Below are 19,061 nucleotides of genomic sequence, written 5' to 3' on the forward strand. Positions count from 1 at the left end.
TAAATCCATTTATTTTTTATTAAAAATACTTGAAAATATGACTATTATTTTATTTGATATATAATCAAGGATATATCGATATTGCTGATTTTTTCCAATTTTGCCATTCAAGTCAATTTTAACATTATTTTAGTAACCTTAATTTACTAAAATAGAAAACTTTTTATATCTTGTGGATTTAAATAATATTTAAATAGTATTTAGAACTTATCTTTTTAATGATGAATGTATTTAGATTATGTGAGGTTTGTTTATGAAATTTGAAGAACAAGAATCAATTGAAGATTCTTCTGAAGAAGTGGTGGTTGAGAACGAAACCAAAAATGAAGAGACTCAGCCAATGTTAGATTATAATAATATTAAAAGCTCACAAGATATTGAAGTTCCACCTTTATTAATTGATCAGGTTATAGGACATGAAGAGTCCATCGAAACAATTAAAAAAGCAGCAAAACAAAGAAGGAATGTTTTGTTAATTGGTGATCCGGGTGTCGGAAAATCAATGCTTGCTAAAGGTATGGCTCAAATTTTACCTCATGAAACCTTACAAGACATATTAGTATATCCGAATATGGAGGACAACAATCATCCTCTGATAAGAACTGTGCCTGCAGGTGAAGGTAAAAAAATTGTTAAGGCAACAAAAGGATCTGCTAAAGGTCATGAGGAAAGAAAAACAATCATTACAATGTTTGCAATTTGCGGAATATTGGTGATTGGATTCATGTATGGTAGATTATTAGAATCTATTATAGCAGCAGCTTTAATTTTACTTATATCTATTCAAATTAAGCCAAAAGCTAATAATATGTCTCCAAAATTATTAGTAAATAATCAAGAATCTAGATTTGCACCATTCATGGATGCGACTGGAGCTCATGCCGGTGCACTTTTAGGTGATGTACGTCACGACCCATATCAATCAGGGGGTCTTGGAACTCCTGCACATGAACGTGTTGAAGCAGGAATGATTCATAAAGCCAATAAGGGAGTTTTATACATTGACGAAATAGGTACAATGTCAATGAAAACCCAACAGGAGCTATTATCAGCAATGCAGGAGAAGCAATATTCAATTACCGGTCAAAGCGAAAATTCCAGTGGGGCAATGGTAAGGTCACAGGCAGTCCCATGTGATTTCGTATTGGTTGCATCAGGTAACCTTCAGGTATTGGAAGGCATGCACATTGCAATGAGATCCAGAATCCGAGGATACGGTTATGAAGTATTCATGAAAGATTATATGGAAGATACAACTGAAAACAGAGAAAAACTAGTCCAATTTGTAGCTCAGGAAGTTAAAAACGATGGAAGGATTCCTCACTTCGCTCCAGATGCATTGGATGAAATAATCATGGAAGCAAAAAGAAGATCCGGAAAGCAAAATGCATTGACTTTAAGGCTCAGAGATTTAGGTGGATTAGTCAGATCTGCCGGAGATGTAGCTATTGAAAAAGGCGATAATTTAGTAACTGCAGAACATGTGTTTGAAGCTAAAAAATTCGCAAGAACATTAGAACAGCAAATAGCTGACAGATCAATCATGCAAAGAAAAGACTACAGTATGGTTTCAGCTGAAGGCGGAAGGATTGGTCTTATCAATGGTCTTGCAGTAATCGGTGACAGAAGTGGTATTGTATCTCCAATCGCAGCAGAAGCCGCACCTACCCAGTCCAAGACTGGTGGTCAAATTATTGCTACAGGTAAATTGGGTGAAATAGCTCAGGAATCAGTTCAAAACGTAAGTGCATTAATTAAAAAATACACTAACAAGGACATTTCCGACTATGATATTCACGTTCAGTTTATCCAGACATATGATGGTGTTGAAGGGGACTCAGCTAGTGTAAGTATTGCGACTGCGGTTATTTCAGCAATTGAAGAAATTCCGATAGACCAAACTATTGCATTAACCGGTTCTTTAAATGTTCGTGGTGATGTAATGCCTATTGGCGGAGCTACCGCTAAAATCGAAGCGGCTGCAGAAGCTGGAATGAAAAAAGTATTGATTCCAAAATCTAACCTTAAGGATGTTATGATTGAGAAGAAATACGAAGACATGATTGAAATCATTCCAACTGAAACTTTAAGTGATGTTTTGGAAAACATTTTAATTAGCGGTTCACGTAAGGACAATCTTATTGAAAAAATGAAAAACATCAGCAGCAAAGTTGCAGAAAAAGTTCCACAAACATCAATAAATAATCCAACAACCAATTAAATGTGAGTTAAATTTTTTAATTCACTCTCTTTTTCTTATTTTTAACAAAATTTTTATATATTTTCTAGTTTATAATTTAACTTATGAGTAATGTAAAAACAAGTGTTGGGAAATTTTTGGCTAAAGTTGGCGGACCCTTTGCCAGATTCGGTTCTGGAAGCGGTAAAAGTTTTCCAGGTATAATATTTTCAAAGGTTGCAGGTATCGAGGCAATTTCAGATTTGTCTAAAGAATTAAAAAATGGCTCTATTATACTTACAGGAACTAATGGAAAAACAACAACTACAACTCTTTTAATTGACTTATTATCTAATGACACTCAAATTAGAAGTAGTTTTGAAAGTAACACTATTAATGCTATAGCTACTGCGTTCATCAATCAAAAAGGGGATTTGGGAGTGTTTGAATATGGTATTCGTAACATCAAATATGGAATCCCGGACACCGTTCAGAGGGTTGTGGACCCTGTAGGGGTGGTTTATACAACCATTTCACAGGAACACACTCAGGTGGCAGGTGTTAAAAATCCGTTTAAGGATTATTTCAAGGCTAAATTATTATTGTCTGAGGGCATGACAAGAGGTATTGTCGTTACAAATGCAGATGATCCTCGCACTGCCTATATCGGATATCTTAAGGAACAGGACATTGATGTAAATTACTATGGAATAGCTATTGATGATATTGTAGACATATTTGATGAAGAGGATATTGAATGCCTTAATTGTGGGGCAACATTAAGTTATGAAAAAAGATTCTTAAATCATAGGGGAATCTATAGTTGTTCCTGTGGTTTTAAACGCCCTGAACCTAATGTAAAATTAACCAATGCCGTATTTGGCGATTCATCATGGACTCTGACAATTGAAGGGGATTTGTATAATTATACCTGCAGTTGTGATGTGTCCTTTAATGTGGAAATAACAGTTCCACCATTCGGTTTCCATAACATTTACAATACTTTGGCATCAATTACAGCTTACGCCTCATTCACTCCAAAAATAGAGAATATAGAATCCACTATTAAAAAGGTATTCAACAATTTGGACATGTCATTCATTCCTCCTGGAAGGTTTGAAGTTGTAAAGGTTGGAGACAAGCATATTGGACTCGGACAAGGTGATAACGGTGATGCAATCAAAATCAATGCATTATTCATGAAACAATATGCTAAGGATTCATTGGAATTCATTTACACAACTCCTGATGAAAATGAGGAGGATATCTTCAACGATCACTTTAAGGTTATAAAAAGCATGAATCCTGACCATGTTATTGTTGTTCCTGGAAGGCAGTCTATAAAAAAAGCTGAAGAGTATTACAACATTATCAAAAAGGATTTTGAAACTGCAGAATTTTATCCGCTAAGTTATGAGGAAATGGATAAAAGAATAGCTAAATTAACTGAATTGGCTTTGGAATCCGATTATAAAAATGTTATAATGACTGGCTGCGGTGAAGAGCAGGCAATGTGGGAAAATATCAAAAGGAATATAATTAATAGATAATTTTGCTATCAATTATTTCCTTAATTTTTTTATAGAATTTGCAATCTGTTTTTCTGAATTCTTCAAATGAAGCGTCAATGCTGCAGCTGCAGACATCTGTTTTGCCTATCAGGAATTCGTCTGAATCTTTTTTTATTAGAATTCCGAATAGCTTTTCTTCATTGTCACAGTATTCATCAAATTCTTCCTGTGAGAGCTGAAGATTATAGTCTTCAGTAGAGAATATGTCGCATTCATTTATTATTGGCATGAAGGTTATCATTCCAATTGGCAGGAATATGTTCTCTTTTTCATGAATCTTTAAAAGCCTTTCATCATAGCCGTCGCTGTCTTCAATGCCATATCCTTCAATTTCCAGGATATTGTTGGTTCCCATGTAGTTGTCGTCATCAATGAGAAAAGCAAGCAGATCAGGGTCTACATAATTATTGCAGGAAGCCCTAATATTTTTGATAGTTTCACTAAGATTCATCACAAAACGCCTCGTACTTTTCACATAAATCAAGTACCTCTTCAAGTTTATAAATTTTATTAAGCCAATCTATAGGAATTTCATCATATCCATAATAAATTCCTGCCAATCCTCCGCAGATGGCACCTACAGTATCTGTGTCCCTGCCTAAATTGACCGCCTTTAGAACTGCATCCCTGTAATTTGAGGTTGTCTGCATACAGTGTATGACACATTCCAATGTTTTAATGACATAGCCGCTGCTTTCCACATAGTCCAAATCATCATTGAAGATTCTTTCAAAATGCTCTAGTTCAGAAGAATCTTTATAATATTCTTTTATCTTTTCACAGGAGTTTGCAATATGCTCTTGAATTTCCAAATCGTTTTCAAGAATGGATTTGGCTATTTCAACATATAACACACAGGCAATTCTGGATCTTTCATGTGCATGTGTTAAAGCCGAAACTTTTTCAATTGTTTCATAATCAATATTTTTCATGTAGGCCAGCGGCAAAATCCTCATTAAAGAACCGTTTCCGTTGTCACGTTCACCGCTGAGTCCGGATTCTAAAGCTGGAGTGTCGTGATAATGATAATTTTCCAATGCACTGCTTGTTGTAATTCCGATATCGAATAGACCATTTTGTGTGTACTTGTCATTAAGGTACCATTCCAAAAACTCCCCCATCATATCATCATAGTCAATGGCTTTTTTATTAACTATACTTTCCATTGTAGCTAGTGTCATGGAAGTGTCGTCAGACCATGTTCCTGCAGGTTGGTTATAGGTACCGTATTCTCTCATACCTGTAACAGGGTCTTTATCAAGTTCCTCTTTTCTTGTAAATTCAACAGGCACGCCTAAAGCATCTCCAATTACAAAACCGCAAATTCCGTCTTTAACCTTCATGATATTATATATGTTTTTTGGAGTAATTAATTGTGTTTATTTTAGGTGAAAATTTTTATATCATTTGAAATCAAACTTTAATTCATGATTTTGAAAACTGAAAATCTCACTTTAAGACCATGGGATGAGGCGGATGCTGAATGCCTATATCATTTTGCAAAAAACCCAAATATAGGTCCTATTGCAGGTTGGCCACCTCATGAAAGTGTAGAGGATAGTTTAAATATCATCAAAACTGTTTTTTCTAAAAAGGAAACTTATGCCGTTGTCAAGGATGATATTCCAATCGGTTGTGTCGGTTTATTGTTTCATCCTGATTGCAATCATTATTGGGGTGATGACTCGGCCGAACTTGGCTATTGGATAGCTGAGGAGTACTGGGGAAATGGCTATGCTGCAGAGGCATCTGAAGCCTTAATTGAAAGAGCATTCAGAGATTTGAAAATCAATGAAATTTATGCTTCATATAGGTATGAAAACAAACAGTCAGGAAGAGTTCTGGAAAAATTGGGATTTGAATATTATACCAAGCTCAATAATGTCAATTATAAAGGAGAAGCTTTTTTTGAAATAGCTGTGAAACTGAAAAATAATTTATATTAAAAAATATTAATTTTAATTAATGACAAGAATTTGTAAAAACTGCAGTTTTGAAAATCAGGATTACTATGACTATTGCGCAAAATGCGGAACACCACTCATAGAGGGAGCAAGACCAAAACAGGTTTATGTCTACAATTCCCATCAGCTTCCTCCATTAAACAAAAAGGCCGTTATAGCAGCGTATATTGTAACAATCTTTTTATCCTGGAGCGGATTTGTTGTAGGGCTTATTTCTAAAAACACCATATTTGCCACATTTACATTTTTCGGATTTTTCATGCCGTTTTATTTAGTTCAGTCAAAGCATCCAACACTTAGGAGACATGGTCTAATCATGATGGCTATATCTTTCGTTGGTGTGGCTCTTTCATTTTACGTATTGTTGCATTAAAAAAGGAATAGGGAAATTATACGATGTGAAATTTAATATTTCCCATTAAAACTTGTAGTGGAATTTCAAAAGCATTTATTTCACTGTTTGCCATTGCTGTTCCAACTGCATCTCCCCTGGACATTGTTCCTTGAGCATTTTCATTGCCTGGATAGCCGTTATATGCATCATTTGCACGAATGTTGTCGACGATGTTTGTGCCGAAAATTGATTCTGCAGCCTCATTGTTCACGCTAACGATCAAATGGGGTGTATAATGATATGTGTATGTCATGATGTCACGTGCGGCACCATAAGGATTGTCAGGGCTGTCCAGGTGGATATTATGCAATGTCTGACCATATTCGTTTACGGAATTTCCCGGGTAAACCCAATCAAAACCACCTAAGGGGGTAAATGATGCGGCCATATCAATGCCGGGGTCTCCTTCATCAGTATCTTCAGCAATAATTAAAATAGGGCTTGTTATTGTAAATAATAAAAGAGCAATAATGATTAAAATAATTGCGGTCAATATCATTTTTCCGGTTTTCATAATTTCGTTTTTTTGGTCGTTCAAATATTAATACTTAACTTTTTTAATTATCATGAACATATATTATATCATAAATATTTTGGTGATATTGTGATTATTGGTGGTTCATCTTCACAAGATTTGGCTGCTCATGTGGCACGTGAACTTGGAGAAGAATTATGTTACGTTGAAACTAAGAAATTTCCAGATGGAGAAAGATATTTAAGAATCGATGGTCAAATTGCAGACGAAGTTACTGTTATTCAGTCAACAGGATATCCTCAGGACGAGAACCTGATGGAATTATTGTTCATAATTTCCAATCTTAAGGATTTGGGCGCTAAAAAAGTCAGGGCAGTAGTTCCTTACATGGGATATGCAAGACAGGAAAAACGTTTCAATCCAGGTGAGACAATTTCAGCTAAAATCATCTGTAATCTAATCCAGGCCGCTGGTGCTGATGAATTCATTACATTCAATATACATGAAGAGTGCGTTCTGGATTTCTTTGATATTCCTGCAAGAAATATCTCAGCAATGCCTGCTATTGCGGAATACTTGGACAAGAAATATTTCAGAAAAACAGATGAAAAACCTTTAATTATCGCTCCGGATAAAGGTGCATATGGTTTTGCACAGGAAATTTCCGATATTCTCGATTGCGACTGCACTTATCTGACAAAAGTACGTTTAGGGCCTGACAAGGTTGAAACCAAAATAGTTGATGTCAGATGCGATAGTGAAAGTGAAAATACTGTCAACGTTGACTCTGTAAAAGGCATGCATGCAGTTATCATTGATGATATCATAGCTACCGGCGGAACCATTGTCAATGCAATCAATATTCTAAAACAATACGGCGCTTCATCAGTTGATGTATGCTGTGTACATCCGATTTTAACCAATAATGGAGCTACTAGAATTTATGCGGCCGGTGCAAACAAGATTATAGGTACTAACAGTTTATCTTCAGATACTTCACGTGTATCTATTGCTAAAAGCATTGCAGATGCATTAAGAGATTAATTATTGCTCAAAACTACGTATTTTAATATATTGCATGAATTCTTCGGCTTATTTAAGCCGGGGATGTTCAACATTTTTCCCAATTTAGATTATTCAAACATATCTAAATTTAACTATTTTTAGAATTACTGAAAGGTATTTTCTTCATCAGTGTATTGTCATATCACTAGTGATTTGAAATATAATTGCGTCTTCAGCTAAGCTTGGCAAGTCAAAAATCATAAAAATAACCCAAAATGTAAGTATAATCGAAAAAAGAAAAGTAAATTAAGAAATTAATCTTAATTTTTTTGAACTTGTTGATTGATTAAGTCATTGATTGGCACTGTAACCATGTCCATGTTTGAAAAATCAAAACGTGGAAGGAACTCAGTTAATATTTCACCAGTAACTTCTAAACCAAAACAGATTGCACCTAATTTTCCAGCCACTTTCGCTGTTAATTCTTGTGTACCTACTTTAAAGAATGTAGTACCTATCCAAGTTCCCACAGCTCCACAGATTGAATCGGAGAGTCCTGCAACAACTACCATTGCTAAACAATTGTATATGTTGAAATTATGGTCAAGGCAACATTCTTCATAAAGCTCTTCAGCACCCGCTAAAAGAGATCCTACAACAAATCCGATAACAGCTGCAGAACCTTCTGGCACTCCAAGAAAAGTTAAGGCACAACATAATCCGACACATAGGACGATTTCCACAGCTCTAACAGCATATCTTGCAATTTCATTAGGAGCATCTTCTGTAATTTTAATTGTCTGATTGGTAACCTTTTCCCCTATTTCTGTAATTGAATATGATTCGCCTATTACTGAAACTTTTGCTTCTGCCCCATAACTGAAAATATCCTTTCCATTTCCTTTTACAGCTTGTGAATTTATAAATGTATTGTTGGAAATTGTAAGTTCACCGAAGTCATTGTATATGGAGCCGCCGTCACCTGTAACTGAACAGTAACCGAAAATAGTATTGATTATTCTTAGGGTGCCGTAATGATTGAAGATTGCACCACCATCGTCAGCCTTATTGGAAGTGAAAATACAGTTTTCACAACTTGTAATTCCAAATGCGTTATATATTGCGCCACCATCGCCATAGACTACATTTTCTGTAAAGTCGCATCCAGTGCAAATCACAATTCCCCTATTATTATAAACCGCTCCTCCATTTTTCGCATATCCGTCTTCAAAACGTGTATTTGACAGGTATACTAAACCTTCATTATTATAAATCGAGGATCCATAATCGTCTTTAATCATATAATAGCATTTATTCACTTTAAAAGTTGAGTTCACTATATTCAATGTGCCCTGGTTAATGAATGCCTGATTGAATCCAATAAATGTCAAATTCTTTACCAGACAGGAGGCCTTTCTGTGCAATTGGAGAAAATGACATTCGTTATTGTTTTTTGGATCTTTCACATTGAGTATAGCACCATTTCCATTAATGATTAAATTTTCTATATTTTTATAGTTCATTCCCTCAAAATCGGAATCGATATTATATGTTGTGTTTGGTTGGAAATTTAGTATACAGAATTTCATGTATTTGATGCTTTTGATGTTTGAAAAGAATTTATTCAAATCAGCAGTATTATTAACATATGCAATATATATTTCATCATTTTCATTGTAAACAAAACAGTTTGCTAGGTCGCATGTATGGATGTCATACTCGTTATTGCAGTCGAAACCTTCACATTCAAAAAGTCTCATTTCTCTGGGATACCTTTCTTCATTGTCGTATACATATTTGGTTTTTGTGACCGTGTCATAGACTACGACAGTGTAAATTTCATTTCCCTTGAAGAAACAGTTTATGAAAGATGACTGTGTTCCCTTTTCATTATAGATTGCACCGCCAAGTTTGGCGATATTGTTTGTAAAGGAACAGTTCATGCAATTCAAGGTTCCGAAATTTCTTATTGCGCCACCATAATCCACTTCATCCTTGTGGTTTATTACGTCTGAAAAATCAGGTATTTTCAAGATAGGGTTCGCATATTTGATTTCGTATCGAAAATCAACAATGTTTTTATTGAAGTCAACTTTTGTCATTTGGCATTGTCCGTAATTTAATATGGCACTGTTAAATCCTGTTAATGTGATGTTATTGATTGTTGCCATGGTGCCTGAGTTGACTTTTAAAAAATGTTTTATATTGTCGATTCTGGGGTTTCTGATGGATATTGTTGCGCCATGCCCATAAATCATAAGGTTCTTAATGCTTTTCAAGTTTATCAATTCATCGACCCACGGTTCAATTTCGAGATTTAGCTTGTCTTTAAATTCCAGCATAATCAAATCATAGTTTTCATCAGGTTTTGAAATGAATGCGGATGCATCCTTAAAGCTCTGTAAATCATAGACTCCTAACCTGCATATATTTAATGTAATATTGTTGGGTAATGACAGTATGAATGTTTTTTCGGATGTTTGTGTAATATTGTATAGTTCTGTTAGATTTTTCAAATCAATCTTTTCAACATTTAAATCATTTCCTAAGTTACTGTTCTGCAAGACTTCACTATTGTTTTTCAGATTCTCAGTTTGATAATCGTCTGAATTCAAATCGACAATGTTGTCTTGTAAATTGGTCAAATCATTGTCATTCGTGTCTAAAGATATGTTATCAAAATTATCATGTACATCTGCCGCACTTACGGATAATGCAGAGAAAAATAAGATAGTAATCAGTATTAATGATAATAAAATACATTTTGTTAATTTCATTTTTCCACTCCGAAACATTTTTTCATCAAGAATTAAACGTTCTTTCAGAATCAATTTGCAATTATGAATAGAAATGTCTGAAAATCTAGTTTTGTTCAAATTATTTATATTTTAAGTTAAATTTTATTTGAATGTTTAAAATTTTAAATTGTTATTTGACATTTCATAAATATTCTCTACTCTTGATTAGTATGTTCTCTTTCTACTATATAAATTTTGGCATGCCTAAAAAATTATGTATTCAAACTAGATTATGCGAAACTTATCGATGAATCATTCAAAACAACGTAACATTAACCATGAAAAATTGGTAGGTTGGTTGGGAATCTGAAAGTTAAATATAGGAAGTTTTACTACACAATAATCACTTTGATTTTAAGTCATTTTTTTAAATGATAGTGATAATATTTAACTAATGTGCAGCATAATAATTAGTAGTAGAGAAGTAAAAGTAATGGATATTAATATGTATTGAGGGAATAGAATGGATAAAGAAACAATCAAAAAAGAACTGGTTGATGAGTCAAACAATATTCTAGCAAAGTATGCTGAACCGGATATTGTTGAAAGCGTTTCAGTAATGAATATGTCTGCCAAGACAGTCTTTTTAGGTTCACTAAGAGTTTACAATGAAGATGTTGTTTCTGATATTGTAAAGGACTTGGAAAAACAACTGAAAGGGTATGGTGAATTATCAGTAAGAGACGAGAAGATTATCCCTTGCTGCGCACCAAATTATACACATATTAGTTTCAATATTACAATCAAAAACTAGATAATATGAAGGAATTCAAGTTAAAATCACCTTATAAACCACTGGGTGATCAACCAAAAGCCATTAACTCATTAGCTGAAGGCATAAAGAATGGAATAAAAGAACAAACTCTTTTGGGAGTAACAGGTTCAGGTAAGACTTTCACGATGGCAAATGTCATTGAAAAAGTCCAGAAGCCTACTCTTGTCATTTCTCACAACAAGACTTTGGCTGCACAGCTTTATGAGGAATTCAAGGAATTTTTCCCTGATAATGCAGTTGAATATTTTGTAAGCTATTATGATTATTACCAGCCTGAGGCTTATGTGCCAAGAACTGATACTTTCATTGACAAGGAAGCGTCCATCAATGATGATATTGATATAATGAGGCATTCTGCAACCCAATCACTATTATCAAGGGATGATGTTATTGTTGTAAGCAGTGTAAGCTGCATCTATGGTATCGGTTCACCTGAAGATTATGGTGAATTTGCCTTTGGGATTTCAGTTGGAGATGTCTATGACAGATTTGAAATTCTCGCCCGTCTGGTATTCATGCAATATGAACGAAATGATATTGAATTTGCTCGTGGTCAATTTAGGGTTCGTGGGGATGTAATTGAAATTAATCCGGTTCATGGAACACCTCCAATTAGAATCGAACTGTTCGGTGATGAGATTGATGCCATTAGTATCATTGACAATGTTACCGGAAGAAAAAAGGAATCGCTTCAAAGATACATGATTTTCCCTGCAAAGCACTTTGTCGTTGGCCAGGACAAGATGGATACGGCTATTTCTAAAATTTCTCAAGAGCTAGATGAAAGGCTTGAAGAGTTAAATTCAATGGGTAAGCTATTGGAAGCTCAAAGATTGGAGCAAAGAACCCGTTTTGATATAGAAATGCTTCGTGAAATGGGATATTGTCCAGGTGTAGAAAACTATTCCATGCATCTATCCGGACGTGAATGGGGTGAAAAGCCATATTCGCTTTTAAAGTATTTCCCGGATGATTTCTTGACAATAATTGACGAGTCTCACGTAACCGTTCCTCAAATCAGGGGAATGTATAATGGTGACCGTGCACGTAAGGAAACTTTGGTTGAGCATGGATTCAGGCTTCCTTCTGCTAAGGAAAATAGGCCTTTAAGGTTTGATGAGTTCGAGTCATCTGTCAATCAGGTAATATATGTATCAGCAACACCGGCTCAATATGAGCTTTCAAAGTCAAGAAATGTTGTTGAACAGATTATTAGGCCGACCGGTCTGGTGGATCCTGAAGTATTGATAAGGCCTGTAACAGGCCAGGTTGAAGACCTGCTTAAAGAGGTTAGACTTACTGCCGAAAAGGATGAGAGGGTTTTGGTTACCACATTAACTAAAAGAATGGCTGAAGATTTGACAGACTATTATGCGAGAATAGGTGTTAAAGTAAGATATATGCATTCAGAAATTGATACATTGGAACGTATTGACATTGTCAATGACTTAAGAAGAGGCAAATTTGATGTTTTGGTAGGTGTAAATCTTTTAAGGGAAGGTCTGGACCTGCCGGAGGTTTCTCTGGTAGCTATTCTTGATGCCGATAAGGAAGGATTTTTAAGAAACGAAACTTCATTGATACAGACCATTGGCCGTGCGGCAAGAAACGTCAACGGTCGTGTAATCATGTATGTTGATGATATGACTGATTCTGTTAGAAATGCATATGACATTACAATGAAAAGGCGCAAGCTGCAGATGAAATACAATGAGGTTCATGGAATTACTCCAAAATCTACCCAAAGGACATTGAAAGAAAAACTCGCTGAGGAAGATGAAAAATACAAAGTGCGCGGTGCAGACATCGAAAAAATGCCTAAGGATGAGCTTCGCCTGCTGATAAGGGATTTGGAAAAGGACATGAAGGATGCAGCTTCAAGGCTTGACTTTGAAAGGGCTGCCGATTTAAGAAATAAGCTTTATGCCTTGAAAGGTTTTGATAAATAGTTTTCTCTTTTGAGTAAACTTTTTCAAAATATCCATAATTGTTTTTATTTGAAAAATAATATTGATATCACTTTATATTTTTATTAAAGACATGTAAATTTCTTTTAGGTTAATATAGAAAAGTATTTTAATCTATTCAATCAAATAATGAATTTAATTGATTAAAAGTGGTTTTAATATTAAGATAAGTATTATTAGTATTTTATTATTTTAGAAAAATTAAATTTCTGAAATTTTAAATATTAGGTATTTTATATTATTAACTGGAGATGATTTTATGGATGATGTTGTAAGCTCAAAGATTTACAAAGGTTTTCAAACTATTATTCCAAGTAAAATTAGGAATGAAATAGGAATCACTCTTGAGGATACTCTTAATTGGAGAATTGAAAAGGATGTGATTATTGTGGAAGTGGAAAAACAAAGGCCATTATCTGATTTATCAAAATTTGCAATTTCTCTTGATGAAGAAACTGATGCAGTTGATTTAAAAAGAAAATCTGGTAGGGGAGAATTTTAGTGATATTTGTTGATACAAGTTTTTTAATTGCTTTGCTTATTAAAACAGACAAATTTCATGATAAGGCTTTAAAAATTTCAGAAACAATTTATGAACGAAAAGTTATAAATAATACTGTATTAAATGAAACATTAAATGCATTTACAGGCAATGGTGGGAAAATAGGTAAGGATTTATATAGTATTATCGATGAGATGTTTGATATTCAATATTTAAATAAATCCGATTATGAAGAAGCAATTGACATTTACTTACATTATGACTCATCAATTAATTATTCTGATTGTACAATTCTATCAACAATGAATAAAAATAAAATTAATTCTATTTTAAGTTTTGATGCTGATTTTAAAAAGATTCAAGGAATATCGGTTATAGATTAGAATTTTTACTTTTCAACTGCTCTCTGAAACATTTTATTAAGTAGTTTGTTCTAATAATATATAACTAAATTAAGGAGATTACTATGGCAGAGGAGTCTAAAAAACAAATTATCATCAAGGGTGCACGTGAGCACAATCTGCAAGATATTGATGTTAGTGTCCCACGTGATGAATTCATTGTTATTACTGGGATTAGTGGGTCTGGAAAGTCTTCACTAGCTTTCGATACAATTTATGCTGAAGGACAGCGTAGATATGTTGAATCATTATCAGCTTATGCAAGGCAGTTCTTGGGCCAGATGAAAAAGCCTGAAATGGAATCAATTGAAGGTTTGTCCCCAGCTATTTCAATAGATCAGAAAACAACAAGGGAAAACCCAAGATCAACAGTAGGAACAATTACTGAGATTTATGATTATTTGAGATTATTATATGCAAGGATAGGTATTCCACATTGCCCTAATTGTGGAAAAGAAATCTCACAACAGACCATCGGCCAAATTGGCGATTCAATCATTGAAGAAGGTGAAGGAATTAAGATTCAGATATTGTCACCGATTGTCAGGGATAAAAAAGGCCAATTCAAGGACGTTCTGGATGACCTTAGAAACAAAGGTTTTGTAAGGGTACGTGTAGATGGAAAGATAAGGGATTTGGATGAGGATATTGAACTTGCAAAAACCTACAGGCACAATATTGATGTTGTAGTTGACAGATTGAAAATCAGAAAAGACGTTGACTTTAAAAGAAGGCTTGTTGACTCACTGGAAACAGCTGCAGAATTTACTGAAGGACTGATTACAGTACTGTACACAACAGATGATGGTGAATATGAGAAAAAATACTCCGAACACTTTGCCTGTGTCGATTGTGGAATAAACTTTGAAGAGTTAACCCCTAGGATGTTTTCATTCAATGCTCCTCAGGGGGCTTGTCCGGAATGTAATGGTATCGGTTCAAAAATGGAAATCGATCCGGATTTGATTGTTCCAGATAAAACATTAACATTAAACGAAGGAGCTATTGCGCCTTGGTCAAAATCTTCCAAAAGGGAAAATTATTATTATCAGATGCTTGAAGCAGTATCAAGGCATTTTAATTTCAGCATGGATGTTCCATTCAATGAATTGGATAAGGAATATCAGAATACTATTTTATATGGATGCAAAGACAAAATCGCTTTCACATTTAAACGCAGGAATAAATCCTACATGGTAAACCGTAAATTTGAAGGGGTTATTCCAAGAATGGAAAGATTATACATAGAGACCAAATCAAACTATTCAAGAAAATACCTCTCAAAATTCATGTCCGATAGGAAATGCCATGTTTGTGGAGGTAAAAGGCTCAGGCCAGAAATATTGGCCGTTACCGTTGGTGGAAAATCCATTATTGATGTGTGCGACCTTGCAATTAAAGATTCATATCAATTCTTCCAGGATTTGGAACTAACTGAAAGAGAAAACTTCATTGCAAGAGAGGTTTTAAAAGAAATTAAAGAGCGTCTAAGCTTTTTAGTTGAAGTCGGTCTTGATTACTTGTCAATGTCAAGGTCTTCCGGTACTCTATCTGGTGGTGAAGCTCAGCGTATCCGTTTAGCAACCCAAATTGGTTCAGGTCTTGTAGGTGTTTTGTACATATTAGACGAACCGAGTATAGGACTTCACCAAAGAGACAATATTAAACTCATTGAAGCTTTAAAAAGGCTTAAAGATTTGGGAAATACCTTGGTTGTTGTTGAACACGATGAGGAAACTATCTTGTCAGCGGACCATGTTGTTGATATTGGTCCTGGTGCTGGTGAGCATGGTGGAAAGGTAGTGGCTCAAGGAACACCGCTGGATATTATGAAAAATCCCGATTCATTAACAGGACAATACATTTCAAGAGTTAAAAAAATTGACATTCCTAAGACCAGAAGGGAAGGAAACGGTAAATTTATAACAATCAAAGGAGCCGCACAAAACAATTTAAAGCACATTGATGTTGAAATCCCATTAGGCAAATTCACTTGCGTAACAGGGGTTAGCGGTTCTGGAAAAAGCAGTTTGATTAATGAAATATTATATAAAGGCGCTAAAGGAAAACTTTCTAAAAAATTCACCTTTGCAGGAAAATATGATGAGATTGAAGGGCTGGAAAATGTTGATAAGGTAATAGCAATCAATCAAAAGCCGATTGGAAGAACTCCAAGATCAAATCCTGCAACTTATACTGGTGTATTTACTGATATTCGTGATTTATTTGCAAATACTCCGGAATCAAAGGCCAGAGGTTATAAGCCTGGAAGATTCTCATTCAATGTTAAAGGCGGAAGATGTGAAGCTTGTTCCGGTGATGGTATTGTTCAGATTGAAATGCACTTTTTAGCTGATGTTTATGTTCCATGTGAAGTTTGCGGTGGTAAAAGGTACAATGAGGAAACTTTAGATATCAGATATAAAGGTAAAAATATCTATGAAGTTCTGGAAATGACTGTTGAAGAAGCATTGGAGTTCTTTGAAAACATTCCGAAAATCACTAAAAAACTTCAGACATTATATGATGTCGGATTAGGTTATATGAAGATAGGCCAACCTGCAACCACACTGTCAGGTGGTGAAGCTCAAAGAATTAAGTTGGCAAAAGAATTGTCAAGAACCAGTACCGGTAAAACATTGTATATCTTGGATGAACCAACTACAGGTCTTCATTTTGCCGATATCAAAAGGCTTTTAGAGGTTCTTGCCAGATTGACCGATGCCGGCAATTCAGTTGTTGTTATTGAGCATAATTTGGATGTTATAAAAACAGCTGACCATATTATTGATTTGGGTCCTGATGGTGGTGATGGTGGAGGTCAAGTGATAGCCACTGGAACACCTGAAGAGATTGCCGAATCCGGAACATACACTGGTGAGTTTTTAGAGCGTATGCTTGATGAGAATATAACTCCTTATGCAAAGGAATTGGTTGAAGACATAGGCAAATAACCAGTTCTACAATCAATATTGGAGAGATATTATGAAGAGGATTATTGCTGTTATACGTGAAGAGATGTTTGATAATGTCAAAAATGCCCTTTTAGAAGCAGGATGTGAAGGAATGAATGTTTCTTCTGTAAAAGGAAGGGGAAGACAGCCACGTATGAGAGAATCGTATAGGGGATCTAAGGTTTGCATTGATTTAATTCCAAAAACAAGGGTAGAATTGATTGTTAATGATGAAGATTTGGACCGTATCATTGATGTTATACTTGAAAATGCCCGAACTGGAGAAATCGGTGATGGGAAAATATTCGTTTCCGATGTTGAAGAAGTTATCAGAATTAGAACAGGTGAACGAGGTTCTGATGCAGTTTAATTAAACTAATTTTTTTTTTAAAAGTGGATAACTTTTTCCACTTAGCTTTTTAATATTATTCAACTCTTTTTAATTTATCTAAACATATAATGTCGCTTTTCTCATTTTTAAAGATTATTTAAACAAATTTAAATAATATGGTGAATAATTATTATCTAAGAGTGTTTAATATAATACTCTTATTACCTAGGTGATAAAAATGAGAGAGTTATATGAAAAGATGATTAACGAATCAATGGCTGCTCAAAAGGCAGATGTTGCCGTTATATCAGAAAATAGGTACAACGACTTTAAAATTACTGATGCAAAACCTTATGCAGATGCAGTAGCTGGCATGAAAGCATTAGATAATCAAGCAGAATCAGTAATTAACCTACACAAAGAGTCTGTTAAAAACCATTATGAAATTTTATCTTCCATTACCGACACTTTAAAATGTGAAGACGACCCATTCATTGAACATTTCCAAACTCCTCCGGTTTTAGAAATTTTATGTGAAGAAGACGGTGACTTTGCAGACAGTTTAGATAAATTCATTCAAGCTATCGCTGATAATGAAGCTATCATTGCAAAAGAATCTATCAGAAGATACGGTGGATTTTATGGACCAACCTGTGTAGTGGACTTTGCATTAATGCCTGGAAGTACTAGTAATGTAGTAAACCAAATTTTACAAAAAACTGACATTCCAGTAGCTCACAAACAAGCAATCTTATCTGCAAAATCATGGGGTATGAACACTTCTTATGGTATTGGAGATGCATTTGCAAATGCTATTGAAGCTGGAGCAACTGCTGCTGAAGCTACTGAAAAAGAAATTGCAGCATTACAAATGATTTACAAAACTCCTATTGAAGGACAAGGTACTTTAATGGATGATGCTGATCACTCTTCATTTGATGTAAGAGACTACATGAACAAATATAAAAAAGCAATGACTTCTGTAGTTAAAGCTGCAATGGATGATGGAGTACACTACGGTAACATTGTAACAGTACCAGCATACTGTGTTGGAGATATTGGACACCACATTGGCCAATCAACCTACAACATGTGTAAAGATGACATGACTTTAGCTATTGTTCAGGCAACTGCTGGTGTAATTGAAAACACTTTAAAAAACAACTTAGATAATTATGAATCTCCATTCAATGTATTAAAATTATCTACTGGCGCATCCGCATGTGCAACTGAATTTATATTAGAATTAGATGGATTTAACGCACCAATGATAGTGGATTTATTCTCTAAAAGATTCCACAACTATGTACAGCAATATCCAACAAGAGGTGCAGCTGCAGAATTACACAACTGTGACTTCATGGACATGATTTATAGAGGATTCAACGCTATTAGTGGAGCTAGAAAATTCAGAGCAGCTACCGGTGGAGAATTAGTACCAAAAATCGCTGGATTTGATGTTGACTTAAGCCCTGTTTTAGATAGTGAAATCGTAATGAACCCACAAAGATACACTTATCCTGCATGTGCAATTTCAGTAAGATTCTCATCCTTGATGAGATTAGCAGACTATCCATGTCTATTAACTTCAGAACCAATTACAGCAACCATGATGACAAACATTATTGCACTTAACAAAGAAGCACCAGGATCACCTGTCAGAGGATGTAAAAACTGCGCTGCTTCTTCACTTGTAGACGGTAAACATGAATATTGTCAATGGAGAGAAGCTGTATAGGTGAGTT

The 19,061-nt window shown here is 34.7% G+C and carries 16 protein-coding genes; 12 read left to right on the forward strand and 4 right to left on the reverse strand.

The genetic code is table 11. The features are described 5' to 3' along the window. Positions 1 to 340: 340 nt before the first annotated feature. Positions 341 to 2,221 (forward strand): ATP-dependent protease LonB, encoded by a 1,881-nt coding sequence (gene lonB, locus TL18_RS03775; protein WP_231483701.1) that lies wholly within the window; start codon positions 341 to 343, stop codon positions 2,219 to 2,221. 83 nt (positions 2,222 to 2,304) lie between these two features. Next, the gene (locus TL18_RS03780) at positions 2,305 to 3,729 is read left to right on the forward strand and encodes a Mur ligase family protein (RefSeq protein ID WP_067041550.1); all 1,425 of its coding nucleotides are present in this window, start codon (positions 2,305 to 2,307) and stop codon (positions 3,727 to 3,729) included. On the opposite strand, the gene TL18_RS03785 is transcribed toward TL18_RS03780, so the two are convergent. Together TL18_RS03785 and TL18_RS03790 are read right to left on the reverse strand one after the other, a co-directional pair. Continuing rightward, on the reverse strand, positions 3,719 to 4,201 hold the full coding sequence (locus TL18_RS03785; protein WP_067041553.1) for a hypothetical protein: 483 nt from the start codon (positions 4,199 to 4,201) through the stop codon (positions 3,719 to 3,721). The two genes, TL18_RS03780 and TL18_RS03785, sit on opposite strands and share 11 nt — an antisense overlap. Further along, positions 4,191 to 5,093, reverse strand: a complete 903-nt coding sequence (locus TL18_RS03790; protein ID WP_067041556.1) for an ADP-ribosylglycohydrolase family protein — start codon at positions 5,091 to 5,093, stop codon at positions 4,191 to 4,193. Before TL18_RS03790 ends, TL18_RS03785 begins: the two co-directional genes overlap by 11 nt. A gap of 84 nt (positions 5,094 to 5,177) precedes the next feature. Here TL18_RS03790 and TL18_RS03795 point away from each other — a divergent pair, with 84 nt between their 5' ends. After that, the gene (locus tag TL18_RS03795) at positions 5,178 to 5,696 is read left to right on the forward strand and encodes a GNAT family N-acetyltransferase (RefSeq protein ID WP_067041559.1); all 519 of its coding nucleotides are present in this window, start codon (positions 5,178 to 5,180) and stop codon (positions 5,694 to 5,696) included. A 19-nt stretch (positions 5,697 to 5,715) separates the two neighbouring features. Continuing rightward, entirely contained in the window at positions 5,716 to 6,087 is a 372-nt protein-coding gene (locus TL18_RS03800) for a zinc ribbon domain-containing protein (RefSeq protein ID WP_067041562.1), read from the forward strand. A gap of 16 nt (positions 6,088 to 6,103) precedes the next feature. On the opposite strand, the gene TL18_RS03805 is transcribed toward TL18_RS03800, so the two are convergent. After that, the gene (locus TL18_RS03805; RefSeq protein WP_082706476.1) at positions 6,104 to 6,622 is read right to left on the reverse strand and encodes a hypothetical protein; all 519 of its coding nucleotides are present in this window, start codon (positions 6,620 to 6,622) and stop codon (positions 6,104 to 6,106) included. A 90-nt stretch (positions 6,623 to 6,712) separates the two neighbouring features. On the opposite strand from TL18_RS03805, the gene TL18_RS03810 reads away from it, so the two are divergent. After that, positions 6,713 to 7,627, forward strand: a complete 915-nt coding sequence (locus tag TL18_RS03810) for a ribose-phosphate diphosphokinase (protein ID WP_067041568.1) — start codon at positions 6,713 to 6,715, stop codon at positions 7,625 to 7,627. A 281-nt stretch (positions 7,628 to 7,908) separates the two neighbouring features. On the opposite strand, the gene TL18_RS03815 is transcribed toward TL18_RS03810, so the two are convergent. Then, the gene (locus tag TL18_RS03815; RefSeq protein ID WP_067041572.1) at positions 7,909 to 10,365 is read right to left on the reverse strand and encodes a hypothetical protein; all 2,457 of its coding nucleotides are present in this window, start codon (positions 10,363 to 10,365) and stop codon (positions 7,909 to 7,911) included. Positions 10,366 to 10,849: 484 nt separating this feature from the next. On the opposite strand from TL18_RS03815, the gene TL18_RS03820 reads away from it, so the two are divergent. From TL18_RS03820 to TL18_RS03850, 7 genes are all read left to right on the forward strand, one after another. Further along, the gene (locus tag TL18_RS03820) at positions 10,850 to 11,140 is read left to right on the forward strand and encodes a hypothetical protein (RefSeq protein ID WP_067041576.1); all 291 of its coding nucleotides are present in this window, start codon (positions 10,850 to 10,852) and stop codon (positions 11,138 to 11,140) included. 5 nt (positions 11,141 to 11,145) lie between these two features. Beyond that, positions 11,146 to 13,110, forward strand: a complete 1,965-nt coding sequence (uvrB, locus tag TL18_RS03825) for an excinuclease ABC subunit UvrB (protein WP_067041579.1) — start codon at positions 11,146 to 11,148, stop codon at positions 13,108 to 13,110. Between the two features lie 277 nt (positions 13,111 to 13,387). Beyond that, on the forward strand, positions 13,388 to 13,630 hold the full coding sequence (locus TL18_RS03830) for a hypothetical protein (protein ID WP_067041582.1): 243 nt from the start codon (positions 13,388 to 13,390) through the stop codon (positions 13,628 to 13,630). Continuing rightward, positions 13,630 to 14,013: a type II toxin-antitoxin system VapC family toxin gene (locus TL18_RS03835; protein ID WP_067041584.1), complete on the forward strand. Its 384-nt coding sequence runs from the start codon at positions 13,630 to 13,632 to the stop codon at positions 14,011 to 14,013. Before TL18_RS03830 ends, TL18_RS03835 begins: the two co-directional genes overlap by 1 nt. A gap of 83 nt (positions 14,014 to 14,096) precedes the next feature. Then, complete coding sequence (gene uvrA / locus TL18_RS03840; protein WP_067041587.1) at positions 14,097 to 16,985, forward strand: excinuclease ABC subunit UvrA; 2,889 nt, start codon at positions 14,097 to 14,099, stop codon at positions 16,983 to 16,985. A 31-nt stretch (positions 16,986 to 17,016) separates the two neighbouring features. Then, the gene (locus TL18_RS03845; protein ID WP_067041589.1) at positions 17,017 to 17,355 is read left to right on the forward strand and encodes a P-II family nitrogen regulator; all 339 of its coding nucleotides are present in this window, start codon (positions 17,017 to 17,019) and stop codon (positions 17,353 to 17,355) included. Positions 17,356 to 17,554: 199 nt separating this feature from the next. Beyond that, positions 17,555 to 19,054, forward strand: a complete 1,500-nt coding sequence (locus tag TL18_RS03850) for a DUF2193 domain-containing protein (protein ID WP_067041592.1) — start codon at positions 17,555 to 17,557, stop codon at positions 19,052 to 19,054. Positions 19,055 to 19,061 lie beyond the last annotated feature (7 nt).

Source organism: Methanobrevibacter sp. YE315, from assembly GCF_001548675.1.
Taxonomy (GTDB): domain Archaea; phylum Methanobacteriota; class Methanobacteria; order Methanobacteriales; family Methanobacteriaceae; genus Methanocatella.